Consider the following 13,287-nt stretch of genomic DNA (forward strand, 5'->3'; position numbering starts at 1 on the left):
GGCGATGACGCTGACCGCCCCCGAGAGCACCCGCTTCGCCGACGCCGAGGCCCGCCGCGGATGACGGGAACCCGCCGAACCGCCGAGAGACCGCCCGGCAGCCCGCCCTAGACTCGCGGGCATGAGGCGCCACCTTCGCTGGATCATCCCCCTCGCCGCCGGCGTGCTGGCCGTCGTGGTGCTGCCCCTGATCGCCGGCGCCATCACCACGAGCACCAGCGCGGGCACGGGCACCTCCTCCTCGACCATCGGCGCGACCCTCGGGTCGAGCATCGCCTCGCTGGCCGTCGTGCTCGCCATCCCGGTGTGCGTGGTCGTCGCGGTCGTGCTGACCGTGCGTGGCGCGATGCGCACCTTCCGCGACTGGCGTCACCGCACCGGGCGCTACACGCGATCCGAGCGCAGCGCCGAGCTCGTCAGGGTCGACCGCGCGAGCGCGAGCGAGGCCGCCTGGGCCGAGGCGCGACGCCTCCGCCGGGCGCTGCTCGATCAGCAGGTGCCGCAGACCATCCCCGTCTGGGAGGTCGTGCCGCAGCCGGGCGAGGTCTTCTTCTACAGCGTGGGGGTCGAGTACGAGCGCTACTACGGTCAGACCGTCGCTCAGGGCGGGGGCAGCAGGTTCTTCGTCGGCAGCCCCGCGTTCGTGCTCGCCGGGCTCGCCGTCTCGACGCTGAGCAACGCCTCGGCTCGGCGATCGGCCGAGGCGCAGGCCCGCGACCAGTGGCGCGAGCACCAGGACGTCCGTCTCGTGGTGTCGAACCAGCGTCTGATCTGCCTGGCGGGCGGGCAGTGGGTCAGCTTCCACTACTCGGCGATGACGGCCGTCTACCCCGAGGTCGGCGACTGGGCCCTCGTCTGCGAGTTCGACGGCATCACCTCGCCGCTGCGTCTGCGGGGCGTCGACGCCCCGATCGCCGCCGTCATGACCCTCTTCGGCACCCACGGCCTCGACGGGGTCGCGAACCACCCGAGCCTGCGTCCGCTCGACGCCGAGCTCGCCACCACGACCCGACCGGGCAGCACGAGCACCGCCACCGGCACCAGCACCAGCAACAGCAACAGCAACAGCACCGGCACCACCCTCCCCGAGCCCCCCGACCCGCCGGCCCTCACGCCTCGCGGGTGATCTCCACCGTCACGAACAGCTTCGAGTTCGACGACCCGGCGTACACCCCGCGCAGCGGCGGCACGTCGCGGTAGTCGCGCCCCTGGCCGACGATCACGTGCCGCTCCCCGATGTCGATCAGGTTGGTCGGGTCGTAGCCGTGCCACGAGCCGCAGAAGTACTCGACCCAGGCGTGCGACTCCCCCGTCACCGTCTCGCGCAGCTCGGCGTTCGGCTTCGGGTGCAGGTACCCGCTGACGTATCGGGCGGGGATGCCGGCGGCTCGCAACGCGCCCACCGTGATGTGGGCGATGTCCTGGCAGACCCCGGCCCGCGCCTCCCACGCCTCCGAGGCCGTCGTCTTCACGTTGGTGACCCCGGGCAGGTAGGCCACGGCGTCGCCGAGGCGTTCGCAGATCGCGAGCCCGGCGGCGCAGGGCGACGAGGCGGTCGCCGCGATCTCGCGCGCGAGGGCGACGAGGTCGTCGGGCGGCGTCGTCAGCGGCGTCTGCTCGAGGTGCTCGACGAACTCGGTGGTGGCGCCGGCGACCTCGGCCAGTTCGTGCCAGTCCATCGCGGAGTCGGGGTGCACGACGGGTCGCACCTCGACCAGCGACGTGGCCGTCAGCGAGAGCTGGCGGTGCGGCAGCAGCACCTCGAACGACGACACCCGGGTGCCCCAGTAGTCGACGTACTCGTGGGTCGCGGCGACCGGTTCGATGCGCAGGTGCGACGAGATGACGAACTGCCCCTCGGTGTGCGCGGGCAGCATGCGCGCCTCGTTGTAGCTCGCGACGGCCTCGCCGAGGTACGAGAACCCGGTCTGGTGCCTGATGCGCAGTCGGCTCACGACCGACCACCCACCCAGGTGGGTGCGGCGCTGGTCGGGAAGTACCGCTGACGGATCGCCTCCGACGCCGCGCTGGTCGCCTCCTGCACGACGTCCATCTGACCGGGCAGGTCGTCGAGGATCCGCCCGATCGGCTTGTACTCGAGCTCGCTGCGCATCTGACCGAGGATGCGCACCCCGCTGTCCGACGCCGCCACACGATGGTTCGCGGGCTCGACCTCGCGGAGGCAGGCCTCGGCACGGCTGATCGCGAACAGGACGCTGCGCGGGAACAGCCGGTCGAGCAGCAGGAACTCCGCCGCGTTGCGCGCGCTCGGCACCCCCTTGTAGGTGCGGAGGTACGCCTCGTAGGCGCCGCACGAGCGGAGGATCGTCGTCCACGACGGCCCCGACGCCTCGGTCAGCGTGCGGGTGGCGAGCAGCCGGGCCGTCATGTCCGCGCGCTCGATGGAACGCCCGAGGGTGAAGAACTGCCACACCTCGTCGCGACTCGTGGCCGACTCGATGATGCCCACAGCGAGGGCGCTGCGTTCGCGCACCCAGGCGAAGAACTCGTGCACCTTGTCGTCCGCGACCTTGCGGGGCATGCGGGCGCGGGTGGTGTTCAGGCACTCCCACAGCTCGGTCGAGACGATCTCGCGGGCCCGGCGGGCGTTCTCGCGGGCGGCGCCGAGCGAGTACGCGATCGACGCCGGGTTGTGCCGGTCGACGGCGAGCATCGAGAGCACGTCGCCCCGGGTCAGCGACACGTCGGCGGGCGCCTCGCTGCCCATGACGGCGAGGAGGCTGCGGCAGGCGGTGTCCTCCTCGATCCACGGATCCTCGAGCAGCAGCTGGAGGTGCACGTCGAGGATCCGCGCGGTGCCGTCGGAGCGCTCGATGTACCGGCCGATCCAGAACAGGCTCTCGGCGATGCGGCTCAGCATGGGGTTCCTTCCGAAGTGGGTGCCCCGAGGTCGGAGCGGGGGCCCGCAGGAGGCGCGGGTCGGCCTCGTGAACCGTCCCGCGCCTCCTCGGCTCGTCGCTGTTGCTGCTGCTGCTGCTCGTGCTCCTGCTGCTGCTGGGCCTGCTGGTCGTTCCGCGGGTCGTCCTGAGGGGCGTGATCGGGGCTGTGGTCGCCGTGCGGCGAGGCGTCGGCGATGATCGGGATGGACTGCGTCGGCGTCGTCTGCTCGGCGATCAGGGCGCTGACGTCGTGGCCGGCCCAGGCGTTGACGTCGCCGCCGACGATCCAGGTGTCCTTCGAGCCGCCGCCCTGGCTGCTGTTGACGACCAGCTCGCCTTCGGGCAGGGCGACCCGGGTCAGACCGCCGGGCAGCACCCAGACGTCGTCGCCGTCGTGCACCGCGAAGGGCCGCAGGTCGGCGTGCCGGGCGCGGAGCCCCTCGTCGACCAGGGTGGGGATGGTGCTCAGCTGCACGACCGGCTGCGCGATCCAGCCGCGCGGGTCGGCCAGCAGCTGCGCGCGCAGCACGTCGAGCTCGCGTCGGCTCGCGGCCGGGCCGACGACCAGCCCCTTGCCGCCCGAGCCGTCCACCGGCTTGACGACCAGCTCGTCGAGCCGGTCGAGCACCTCGTCGAGCGCGCCCGGGTCTTCGAGACGCCAGGTGCGGACGTTCGGCAGCAGCGCCTCCTCGCCGAGGTAGTAGCGGATCAGCTCGGGCAGGTACGTGTACACGAGCTTGTCGTCGGCGACGCCGTTGCCCACCGCGTTGGCGATCGTCACGGTGCCGAGGCGGGCGGCCATCAGGAGGCCCGGCGAACCCAGCACGGAGTCGGCCCGGAACTGCAGCGGGTCGAGGAACTCGTCGTCGACCCGCCGGTAGATGACGTCGACGCGCTCGGGGCCGCCGGTGGTGCGCATGAACACCCGGCCGCCCGAGCAGTAGAGGTCGCGGCCCTCGACCAGCTCGACGCCCATCAGACGGGCCAGCAGGGTGTGCTCGTAGTAGGCCGAGTTGAAGACGCCGGGGGTCAGCACGACGACGGTGGGCTCGTCGACGCCAGACGGCGCGCTCTTCTTCAGGGCCGAGAGGAGGCGGTTGGGGTAGTCGCCGACGGGCCGCACGCGCATCGAGACGAACAGCTCGGGCAGGGTCTGCGCCATGACGCGACGGTTCGAGATGACGTAGCTGACGCCGCTCGGCACCCGCACGTTGTCTTCGAGCACGCACCAGGCGCCCGCCTCGTCGCGGATCAGGTCGATGCCCGACACCTGGATCCGCACGCCGTTGGCGGGTTCGATGCCTGCGGCCTGCCGGTGGAAGTGACTCGACGAGGTCAGGAGGCTCGCGGGGATGACCCCGTCGGCCACCGCGCGCTGCGGCCCGTAGACGTCGGCCAGGAACGCCTCGAGCGCCTTGACCCGCTGCGCGATGCCGGCCTCGACCCCCGACCACTCGTCGTGCTCGACCACCCGCGGCACGGCGTCGAGGGGGAACGGGCGCTCCTCCCCCGCGAAGTCGAAGGTGACGCCCTGGGCGAGGTACGAGTCGGCGAGCGCCGCCGTCCGACCGCGCAGGTCGTCCTGCGTCATGGCCTCGAGGGTCGCGTGGATGTCGGCGTAGGCGCGGCGGGCCTGGCCGTCGGTGTCGAACATCTCGTCCCACGCGCGGGGCGGGGTGCGGGTGCTGGCGGCGGTGCCGGTCGTGCGGGTGCCACCGCGTGCGCTGCCGCGGGCGCCGTCGTGCGCGCGGCTGTGCGCGCCGCTGTGCGAGCCGCTGTGCGCGCCGCCCCGAGTATCGCCGTAACCACTGAAGAGGTCGCCCATGCGCTCGACGGTACCGACGGGGTGTTGCGGGGGTGTTTCCGGTCGAGGGCGGGGGTGTTGCGCGGTGCGGCGCGGTGTGGCGGCGGCCCGGCGGCCGGCTCCGGAGAGGGTCGCCGAGGCGTCGGCGGACATCCGCACAGCCCGGAGGACTAGCGTCGTACCGACCACAGATCGCCCACCGGGAGGACCCCATGCGTTTCCGTTACCTCGTCATCGCCGTCATCGCGTTCATCGCGTACACCTACGGAGCCAAGGCCGGCAAGGGTCGCTACAAGCAGATCTCGAACTACCTCGACTCGTTCTGGAACGACCCCAAGGTGAAGAAGGCACGCGCCGTCGCGAAGAAGGACGTCGCGAAGGCGCGCAAGGCGGCCGTCAAGAAGGCCTCCAAGCTCAACCGCTGAGGTCGGTCGACCCGAGCCCCTGAGGTTCGGTCGCCGCCCTCACGAGAAGAAGACCCCGGTGCTCGCACCGGGGTCTTCTCCGTCTGCGGACGCGTTCTCGTCGTGTGATCTCTCCGCCGGTCTTGACAATGCTACTGAGTTGACTCAGTATTGAGCGTGGTCATATCGACCCTCACGTCAGGAGACACCCCATGCGAGCGTTCATCGTCGACCAGTACAAGCAGCCTCTGCACGAGGCGGATGTCGCCGAACCCGTCGTCGGCGACCACGACGTGCTGGTCAAGGTCGTGGCCGCAGGTTTGAACCAGCTCGACGAGAAGATCCGCAAGGGCGAGTTCAAGCTGATCCTGCCGTACAAGACCCCCTTCACCCTCGGCCACGACGTCGCCGGCACGGTGATCGGCGTCGGGGCGAAGGTGCGGTCGGTCAAGCCCGGTGACGAGGTCTTCGCCCGCCCGCGCGACCCCCGCATCGGCACGTTCGCCGAGCGCATCGCGGTCGACGAGGCCGACGTCGCCATCGCGCCGTCGACCATCAGCCCGGTCGAGGCCGCCTCGCTGCCACTGGTCGCCCTGACGGCGTGGCAGGCCCTCGTCGAGAAGGGACGGGTCGGCCCCGGGCAGAAGGTGCTGATCCACGCCGGGTCGGGTGGCGTCGGGTCCATCGCGATCCAGCTCGCGAAGCACCTCGGCGCGACCGTGGCGACCACCGCCTCCTCGGCGAACGCCGACTTCGTCCGAGAGCTGGGCGCCGACGTCGTCGTCGACTACCGCAGCCAGGACTTCGCGACCGAGCTGTCGGGGTACGACTTCGTGCTCGACAGCCTCGGCGGCGAGAACCTCGAGAAGTCGCTGCGCGTTCTGCGACCCGGCGGCAAGGTGGTCGGCATCAACGGCCCGCCCGACCCCGCGTTCGCGAAGCAGGCCCGACTGAACCCCGTGCTCCGACTCGTCATCGCCGGCCTCAGCCGCAGCGTCCGCAGCAAGGCCCGCAAGCTCGGCGTGACCTACGAGTTCCTCTTCATGCGCGCCGACGGACGACAGCTGCGCGAGATCGCCGCGCTGGTCGAGTCGGGCGCCATCCGACCCGTCGTCGGGGCGACCTTCGCCTTCGCCGAGACACCGGCGGCGCTCTCGGCGCTCGGCACGAGCAGCATCCGCGGCAAGGCCGTCGTCACCGGGGCGTGACCGGGTCCGATCCAGCTGCGCCCCGCGCCCTGCCGGAGGCACCTTCGACGTCGGCCTGACCTCGGCGCTGTCTGAGGCAGCTTCGCCCTCGGCGCGGGTGCAGGGGCGGTTGCGTGAGCGGGGTTGCGGATGCCACAGCGACTGCGGGTGCAGGTGTGTGGCAGGTGCGGCTGCCGAGCCCGGCGAGGTCAGCGCGGCAGCACCACCTCGAGCTGCGCCCTGATCGTCTCCACGACCTCTGCGACGGTCGTCGCCTCGTCGACCGCCGAGGCCATCGCGACGAGCTGGACGGCCGACACGACGTGGGCCAGCGTCGCCGCCTGCGCGGCCTCGACGCCCGACCGGTCGGCGATCACCTCGGTGATCAGCGCTTCCGTCCGCTCGACGATCGAGAGGGCCTCGGCATGGTGCGGCTCGGCAGGGTCGCCGAACACCATCTCGCGCAGATACGTGCGGCCGTTCTCGACCTGAGCCCGGTTGCACTCGACGATCGGCGTGACGACGGCCAGCACGGCGTCGAGCGTGGTCGTGGCCTCCGCGGCGGCGATGCGACCGCGTTCGAGCGAGCGGGAGTAGTTGTCGTTCTGCGCGAGCAGCAGCAGCTCGCCCTTCGTCTTCGCGTAGAGGAACAGCGTGCCGGCGCCGATGTCGGCCGCCTCGGCGATCTGCTGCGTCGTGACGTCGTCGACGCCGTGCTGGGCGAACAGGTCGGAGGCGGCTCGGGTGATGCGCTCGAGCTTCTCCTGCTTGTTGCGCTCACGCCGACCGGACGGCGCGGATGTCGACGACATGGATTCTCCTGGAATAGAAACTGACTGCACTCGATTATGACAGTAGTCAGTCCGAGGCGGTCCGATCGGGGCCGCCTCATCTTCGCATCATCGACAGGAAGACCCTCATGACCTCTCTCACCAACGCCGTCGTACTCGTCACCGGAGCGAACGGGGGCATCGGCACCCGGTTCGTCGAGGCCGCACTCGCCCGCGGGGCCGCCAAGGTCTACGCCACCGCTCGCACCCCGCGCACCTGGGACGACGAGCGCGTCGTGCCGCTCACGCTCGACGTCACCGACGCCGCCTCCATCGCCGCGGTCGTGGAAGCCGCCCCCGACGTCACCGTCCTGATCAACAACGCCGGCGCGAACGCCCCCACACCGGGCATCCTGAGCCACACCGACGACGAGATCCGCGCCAACGTCGAGACGAACTTCTTCGGCCCGCTGTTCCTCGCCCGGGCCTACGCGCCGCTCCTCGCAGCCCGCGGCGGCGGCACGGCGATCATCGACATCCACTCCGCGCTCTCGTGGTTCGCCGTGGCCGGCATCTACTCGGCGACGAAGGCCGCGCTCTGGTCGGCGACCAACTCGCTGCGGCTCGAGCTGCAGCCCGCCGGAGTGCAGGTCGTCGGCGTGCACGTCGGTTACGTCGACACGGCGATGGCCGCCGGCGTCACCGACGCCAAGACCGACCCGGCCGACCTCGTCGCGCAGGTCTTCGACGCGACCGAGGCGGGCCAGCACGAGGTCCTCGCCGATGACACGTCCCGTCAGCTCAAGGCCGGCCTCTCGGCCCCGCTCGAGGCGGTCTACCCCCAGCTCGCGCAGAGCTGACCGCACGCCGAGGTGCAAAACTGACCGGCGACGAGGTGACCCGAAAGGGTAGTCCGGTGTCTGCTGGGACACCCTTCGGGTCACTTCGATCGCCAGGTGCGAAACCGACCTGCACCGAGGTGACCCGAAAGGGTAGTCCGGTGCCTTCAAGGACACCTTTCGGGTCACCTCGATCGCCAGGGCGGCGCGGCGCGGCGCAGCGCGGCGCGGACTAGCCGAGCAGCTGCTCGCTGAGACCCCAGAGGCGGTCGGCCTGCTCGGTGTCGAGGGCGTAGCCCTTCACCCCGCGGCCGGGGGCGTCGTCGCTGAAGGGCTCGGCCTCGTTCACGTCTTCGAAGTAGCGGGCGCCGACGCCCTCGACGAGCGGGTGCACTGCGACGAACACCGACGTCGCGGCGCCCTGCTCGGTCGACTTGAACGCCGGGTTCGGGGTGCCGTCGGCGTCGATCCAGCCGCGGTCGATCATCTCCTGCTTCGGCAGGTGACGCTGCAGCGGCGTGATGATGCCACCCGGGTGCACCGCGTTCGCGAGCACGCCGTCGTCGGCCCAGCGGCTCGTGACGCCGACGGCGAAGAGCGAGTTGGCCGTCTTCGACTGGCCGTACGCCGCCCACGGGTCGTACTCGCGGCGCTCGAACATCACGTCGTCGAACACGACCGGCGACCTGTGGTGACCGGTCGAGCTGAGCGACACCAGCCGCGACGGGGATCCCGACGCCTGGGCGCCCTCGACCAGCGCACCCCGCAGGGCGTTCGCGAGTGCGAAGTGGCCGAGGTGGTTGTTGCTGAACTGCAGCTCCCAGCCCTCGGGGGTGCGGGTCTCGGGCGTCGCCATGACGCCGGCGTTGTCGATCAGCACGTCGAGCGGGCCCTGCCAGTCGTCGGCGAAGGCCTGCAGGGTGTCGCGCTTCTGCAGGTCGAGGTAGGCGGCCTGCACCGTGCCCGAGTCGGTGGACCGGCGGATGTCGGCCAGCACCTCCTCGGCCTGGTCCATCTTGCGGGCGGCGATGGTGACGTCGGCTCCGGCGGCGACCAGCGCACGGGCGGTCTCGACGCCGATGCCCGACGCTCCACCGGTGACGACGATGCGGGTGCCGGCGAGGTCGAGCCCCTCGACGACCTCGCGCGCGGTGCTGCGGGCGGTGAACGGTGTGGTGATGCGAGTCATGCTCTGAACGCTACGCCGCCGGTGCCGCGCCGCAGCCAGCTGCCGCGCCGACCGCCTCGCTGCCTAGCGGTCGCGCATGCGCCGGCCGAGGGCGACCCCGTAGATCACCGCGGCGACGTAGTGCCCGATCAGTCCGATCACGAGGAGGACGGAGGCGACCGTCTCGACCGTCTGCCCGACCGACTCGAGCCCCGCGGCCCCGTCGACCCGCCCCTGGTCGACCAGCGCGACCCCGACGAGCAGCAGCAGCAGACCCGTGAAGATGAACGCGGTGCGGACCTTGCCGACCCACGTGACCGGGAACGACGCCCCGCCGAACGCGACGAGCGACACGATGCTGAGCAGCACGTCGGGCAGCAGGATCAGCACGAAGACCGGCCAGGGCAGCAGCCCGCCGAGTGCGAAGGCGGCCACGACGGCGATGACGGTCAGCCGGTCGGCGACCGGGTCGAGCCACTTGCCGAGCTCGGAGATCGAGTTCGTCTTGCGGGCGACGAAGCCGTCGACGAAGTCCGTCAGGAAGACGACGGCGATGACCACCATCGACGACCAGTAGTGCCGGTCGACGATCAGCACGATGAACACCGGCAGCAGCAGGAGGCGCACCAGGGTGATCGCGTTCGGCACGGTCCGCCAGTCGTCTTGGCGGAACAGTCGATCGACCAGCGTCACGCGTCGTCCTCTCGCTGCGGCGTCGACTCGGGTGACGACGTGCTCGGTGGGTCGATTCTACGGGGCCGAGCCGCGCCTCCTCGGGGCCGACCCGCGCCTCCTCGGGGCCCTGGCGGTCAGCCGCCGTAGCCGCGCAGGCTGCTCGTCAGCGTCTGGCCGTCGACGTAGAGGTAGCAGCTGATGATGCGGTCGCCCGCACTCCAGCCCTCTTCGGTGGGCTGGAGGAAGTCGTAGCCGATCACGGACTCCTCGAACTCGACGCCCACGAACCCGGGGAACGCGTCGTAGCAGAGCTGGTCGGCGGCCTCGCTGAGGGCCTGATCGCCCGGGAACTCGACGTCGGGCGCCTCGTCCTCGAAGAACACCTCGTTGTCGTGCGGTGTCGTGCAGTCCTGTCGTTCGACCTCGACGACGACCCCGCCGGTGGTGCCCTGGCCGAACGAGAAGCAGTCGCCCAGGCGCAGGTCCTCGACAGGGGTGCCCGAGCCGCTGCCGTCCGCACCGCCGCCCGAGCCGCCGTCGGCGCCCGTGCCCGAGCCGCTGCTCGACGCCGCGTCGACGAAGCCGCGCACGGCCCCGATGAGGCCGACGGACGACAGCCCGAGCATCACGATCACGACCACCGCGACGATGGCGATGAGCGGCCGCCGCCGCCGCAGCGGGCTGGGCGACCCCTCGGGCGTCGGCTGCCAGTACCCGTCGGGGCCGTGGGCCCGGTCGCGGGGCACGTAGGGAGCGGGCGTCGGCGCCCCGAAGGCGGCGGGCGCGGGGATCGCAGGAGGCGCGGGTCGGCGCGCGAGGACGGCCGGCGCATCCGCCTCGTCGGCCCCCACCGCCTCGGCCCAGCGTCCGACCGAGGCGACGACGGCATCGACGACGACCGCCTGATCGCTGTGCAGCGGCAGCCCGAGGCGCTCGACCGAGCGGTCGGCGACCGGGGTGACACCGCTGGAGTCGGCCGACAGACCGGCGACGAACCAGTCGCGGCCGTCGTCGGCGAGGTCGAGGTAGAGACGGTGGCCGAGACGCAGGCGCAGGGCGGCACCGCCGACGAGGTAGTCGGACGGACGCCCGTCGATCTCGACGCCGGGCAGGGCCCGCCGCAGACGGGCCGCCAGCTGCTCGAACAGCGGCGGCAGATACGAGTTCGTCACGGTCTTCTCCTCGCGGCCGGTGCGGTGCCGCTCGTCGATCGTATCCGCCGCCGCCCGGGCGTCTAAGGCGAGACGCCTGGATCCCGGACGGTGGGCAGAAGACGCCCTCGCGCGGGACGCGAAGGGCAGGTTCTGACCACCGACCGGGCCGCACCCGCACGGTGGGCAGAAGACGCCCTCGCGCGGGACGCGAAGGGCAGGTTCTGACCACCGTACGGGTGCGGCGGCGGGTGGAGCGCGGGTCGCAGGCGGGCGGACCCGAGCCGACTAGCTCGAGACGCTCGCGAGCGTCGGGTAGTCGGTGTACCCCTCGGCGCCCGGGCCGTAGAACGTGCTCGGGTCGGGCTCGTTCAGCTCGGTGCCGCGCTCCCAGCGGGCGACGAGGTCGGGGTTCGCGATCGCGAGGCGACCCACCGCGATGGCGTCGGCGAAGCCGCTCTCGACCAGGTCGCGGGCCTCGGCCAGGTCGGTGACGGTGCCGAATCCGCTGTTCAGGATGACGTTGCCGTCGAAACGGCGACGGAGTCGCTGCACGAGCTCGCCGCGCGGGTCGGCGTGCAGGATGCTCAGGTACGACAGGCCGAGCGGCGCGAGGCCGTCGACGAGGGCGTCGTACGTGGCGGTGACGTCGTCGACGTCGGTCTCGACGACGTCCTGGATGTTGTGCATCGGCGAGATGCGGATGCCCACACGACCGGCGCCGATGGCGTCGGCGACGGCGACCGCGGTGTCGATGCTGAGCCGCGCGCGGTTCTCCGGGGTGCCGCCGAACTCGTCGGTGCGCACGTTCGAGACGGGCGACAGGAACTCGTGCAGCAGGTAGCCGTTGGCGCTGTGCAGCTCGACGCCGTCGAGGCCGGCCTCGAGGACGGCGCGCTTCGAGGCGGTGACGATGTCTGCGATCACCTGGTGCACCTCCTCGGTGGTGAGGGCGTGGGGCACGGGGTAGTCGCGCTTGCCGTCGGGGGTGCGGACGACGCCGTCGATGGCGACCGCGCTCGGGCCCACGATGCGCTCGGTGCCGGTGACCTCGGTGTGCGTGACGCGACCACCGTGCATCACCTGCATGACGATCGTGCCGCCCTTCGCGTGCACGGCGTCGGCGACGCGCTTCCAGCCGGCGACCTGCTCGTCGGTGACGATGCCGGGCTGCCCCGGGTACGCCTTGCCCTCCTGCGTCGGCCAGGTGCCCTCCGTCACGATGAGACCCATCGTGGCGCGCTGCGAGTAGTGCTCGACCGGCAGGTCGCCGGGGACGTCGCCCTCGCTGGCGCGGACGCGGGTCAGCGGCGCCATGGTGACGCGGTTCGAGAGCACGAGGTCGCCGAACGTGGCGGTGGAGAACAGGCTCACAGTGAGTCCTTTCATAGACGGATGTCGACGTGCGCCGGAGCGCACCCCGAGCGGAACCACCGAGGAGGCGCGGGCATTCCGCCGAGGACGGCCCGGTCTCCGAGTCCGCAGCAGCTTCACAGGCAGGGGTTGCGGGCGGGGCTCGCGAGCGGAGCGGCGGGCGGGGCGCGGTGGCGGCCACCCGGTCGACCGCCGGGGTGGCCGCGACGGGTGATGCGCGCGTGCACCGGGCGGTATCGGGGCGAGACCGGTCGTGTCCCCGTTATGGAGGATTGCCGAGGTGCGGGGCGACTCCTATGCTCGGCTCCGTGGGGATGACGACGAAGCGACGGGCAGCGCAGGGGATGCGACTGCGGAGAGATGCGTCCGGATCCGTCGAGGCGGACGCTCTCGTGCTCGATGCGACGGACGCCGAGGCGGACGCGGACGCGGGCGCGCTCGCGGAGCCGGCCGACGCGGTCGTCCCCCTGCCCGCGGGTCTCGCACGGCGGACGATCTACCTGCTCTCGCCGGTCGTCCACGGCTTGTTCGGGGTGCTCGCGTTCGCCGGCGCCCTGTCGGTGACGCCGGACGCCCTCGGCCCCGTGGCGGGCATGGTCGCGCGGATGCTCTACGTGTCGTCGGCGCTGCTGTCGTTCTTCCTGACCACGATGATCGTGGCGGTGCGCGTCGATGTGCGACGGGGCGGGGTCCGACCACCGCTGAGCGTTCCGCTCGTGTACGCGTTGAGCCCGGTGACCGGCGGCCTGATGCTCGCCGCCGCGTACGTCTCGCAGCTGAACGGCGGTCCGTTCGCGGGCGGCTGGGGGGCGATGCTGCTGACGACTCTGTCGCTCGTGCTGCTGACCCAGCGGTCGCGCACGCGCCCCTAGCCGCGCCGGCGCGGCGCACGAGCGGCCAGCCGCGCCGACGCCGCGCACGCGACGCTAGCCGCGCCGACGCCGCGCACGGGCGGCTAGTCGCGCACGCGTCGCCGGCCGCGCCTACGCCGGTCGACTCGGCGCGCCGGAGGCCC

The 13,287-nt window shown here is 71.9% G+C and carries 13 protein-coding genes; 5 read left to right on the forward strand and 8 right to left on the reverse strand.

From position 1 onward, the window contains the following. Positions 1-121 precede the first annotated feature (121 nt). A complete protein-coding gene (locus tag SOM13_RS09560; RefSeq protein WP_320479550.1) occupies positions 122-1,126 on the forward strand; it encodes a hypothetical protein in 1,005 nt (334 codons plus the stop codon). On the opposite strand, the gene SOM13_RS09565 is transcribed toward SOM13_RS09560, so the two are convergent. The 3 genes from SOM13_RS09565 to SOM13_RS09575 are packed head-to-tail and all read right to left on the reverse strand — an operon-like array spanning position 1,110 to position 4,725. Continuing rightward, positions 1,110-1,955: a transglutaminase family protein gene (locus tag SOM13_RS09565; RefSeq protein WP_192060788.1), complete on the reverse strand. Its 846-nt coding sequence runs from the start codon at positions 1,953-1,955 to the stop codon at positions 1,110-1,112. The two genes, SOM13_RS09560 and SOM13_RS09565, sit on opposite strands and share 17 nt — an antisense overlap. Beyond that, positions 1,952-2,881, reverse strand: coding sequence for an alpha-E domain-containing protein (locus SOM13_RS09570; protein WP_192060789.1), 930 nt, complete (start codon positions 2,879-2,881; stop codon positions 1,952-1,954). The genes SOM13_RS09565 and SOM13_RS09570 overlap by 4 nt, the downstream gene beginning before the upstream one ends. Then, positions 2,875-4,725: a circularly permuted type 2 ATP-grasp protein gene (locus SOM13_RS09575; protein WP_320479551.1), complete on the reverse strand. Its 1,851-nt coding sequence runs from the start codon at positions 4,723-4,725 to the stop codon at positions 2,875-2,877. The genes SOM13_RS09570 and SOM13_RS09575 overlap by 7 nt, the downstream gene beginning before the upstream one ends. Positions 4,726-4,916: 191 nt before the next feature. Between SOM13_RS09575 and SOM13_RS09580 the strand changes: the two genes are divergently transcribed. Both SOM13_RS09580 and SOM13_RS09585 read left to right on the forward strand, forming a co-directional pair. Beyond that, entirely contained in the window at positions 4,917-5,129 is a 213-nt protein-coding gene (locus SOM13_RS09580) for a hypothetical protein (RefSeq protein WP_192060790.1), read from the forward strand. 191 nt (positions 5,130-5,320) lie between these two features. Further along, the gene (locus SOM13_RS09585; RefSeq protein WP_192060791.1) at positions 5,321-6,316 is read left to right on the forward strand and encodes an NADP-dependent oxidoreductase; all 996 of its coding nucleotides are present in this window, start codon (positions 5,321-5,323) and stop codon (positions 6,314-6,316) included. A 188-nt stretch (positions 6,317-6,504) separates the two neighbouring features. Here SOM13_RS09585 and SOM13_RS09590 read toward each other — a convergent pair whose 3' ends face one another. Continuing rightward, the gene (locus SOM13_RS09590; protein WP_320479552.1) at positions 6,505-7,107 is read right to left on the reverse strand and encodes a TetR/AcrR family transcriptional regulator; all 603 of its coding nucleotides are present in this window, start codon (positions 7,105-7,107) and stop codon (positions 6,505-6,507) included. A 107-nt stretch (positions 7,108-7,214) separates the two neighbouring features. Between SOM13_RS09590 and SOM13_RS09595 the strand changes: the two genes are divergently transcribed. Further along, complete coding sequence (locus tag SOM13_RS09595; protein WP_320479553.1) at positions 7,215-7,925, forward strand: SDR family oxidoreductase; 711 nt, start codon at positions 7,215-7,217, stop codon at positions 7,923-7,925. A 211-nt stretch (positions 7,926-8,136) separates the two neighbouring features. On the opposite strand, the gene SOM13_RS09600 is transcribed toward SOM13_RS09595, so the two are convergent. From SOM13_RS09600 to SOM13_RS09615, 4 genes are all read right to left on the reverse strand, one after another. Beyond that, entirely contained in the window at positions 8,137-9,093 is a 957-nt protein-coding gene (locus SOM13_RS09600) for an SDR family NAD(P)-dependent oxidoreductase (RefSeq protein WP_320479554.1), read from the reverse strand. Positions 9,094-9,156: 63 nt separating this feature from the next. After that, on the reverse strand, positions 9,157-9,765 hold the full coding sequence (locus SOM13_RS09605; RefSeq protein ID WP_192060795.1) for a CDP-alcohol phosphatidyltransferase family protein: 609 nt from the start codon (positions 9,763-9,765) through the stop codon (positions 9,157-9,159). Between the two features lie 116 nt (positions 9,766-9,881). Further along, positions 9,882-10,919 carry a septum formation family protein gene (locus SOM13_RS09610; protein WP_320479555.1) on the reverse strand — a complete coding sequence of 346 codons (1,038 nt, stop codon included), beginning with the start codon at positions 10,917-10,919 and terminating at the stop codon, positions 9,882-9,884. Positions 10,920-11,186: 267 nt separating this feature from the next. Continuing rightward, positions 11,187-12,272, reverse strand: coding sequence for an alkene reductase (locus SOM13_RS09615; RefSeq protein ID WP_374231586.1), 1,086 nt, complete (start codon positions 12,270-12,272; stop codon positions 11,187-11,189). Between the two features lie 314 nt (positions 12,273-12,586). Between SOM13_RS09615 and SOM13_RS09620 the strand changes: the two genes are divergently transcribed. Continuing rightward, complete coding sequence (locus SOM13_RS09620; protein WP_320479556.1) at positions 12,587-13,144, forward strand: hypothetical protein; 558 nt, start codon at positions 12,587-12,589, stop codon at positions 13,142-13,144. Positions 13,145-13,287 lie beyond the last annotated feature (143 nt).

The organism is Frigoribacterium sp. CFBP9030 (assembly GCF_034045195.1).
Taxonomy (GTDB): domain Bacteria; phylum Actinomycetota; class Actinomycetes; order Actinomycetales; family Microbacteriaceae; genus Frigoribacterium.

Excerpts from the sequence above, each read along its gene's own strand:
- SOM13_RS09620 (WP_320479556.1), top strand. The coding sequence starts at position 12,587 with ATGACGACGAAGCGACGGGCAGCGCAGGGGATGCGACTGCGGAGAGAT.
- SOM13_RS09570 (WP_192060789.1), bottom strand. The coding sequence starts at position 2,881 with ATGCTGAGCCGCATCGCCGAGAGCCTGTTCTGGATCGGCCGGTACATC.
- SOM13_RS09600 (WP_320479554.1), bottom strand. The coding sequence starts at position 9,093 with ATGACTCGCATCACCACACCGTTCACCGCCCGCAGCACCGCGCGCGAG.
- SOM13_RS09595 (WP_320479553.1), top strand. The coding sequence starts at position 7,215 with ATGACCTCTCTCACCAACGCCGTCGTACTCGTCACCGGAGCGAACGGG.
- SOM13_RS09585 (WP_192060791.1), top strand. The coding sequence starts at position 5,321 with ATGCGAGCGTTCATCGTCGACCAGTACAAGCAGCCTCTGCACGAGGCG.
- SOM13_RS09590 (WP_320479552.1), bottom strand. The coding sequence starts at position 7,107 with ATGTCGTCGACATCCGCGCCGTCCGGTCGGCGTGAGCGCAACAAGCAG.
- SOM13_RS09580 (WP_192060790.1), top strand. The coding sequence starts at position 4,917 with ATGCGTTTCCGTTACCTCGTCATCGCCGTCATCGCGTTCATCGCGTAC.
- SOM13_RS09575 (WP_320479551.1), bottom strand. The coding sequence starts at position 4,725 with ATGGGCGACCTCTTCAGTGGTTACGGCGATACTCGGGGCGGCGCGCAC.
- SOM13_RS09560 (WP_320479550.1), top strand. The coding sequence starts at position 122 with ATGAGGCGCCACCTTCGCTGGATCATCCCCCTCGCCGCCGGCGTGCTG.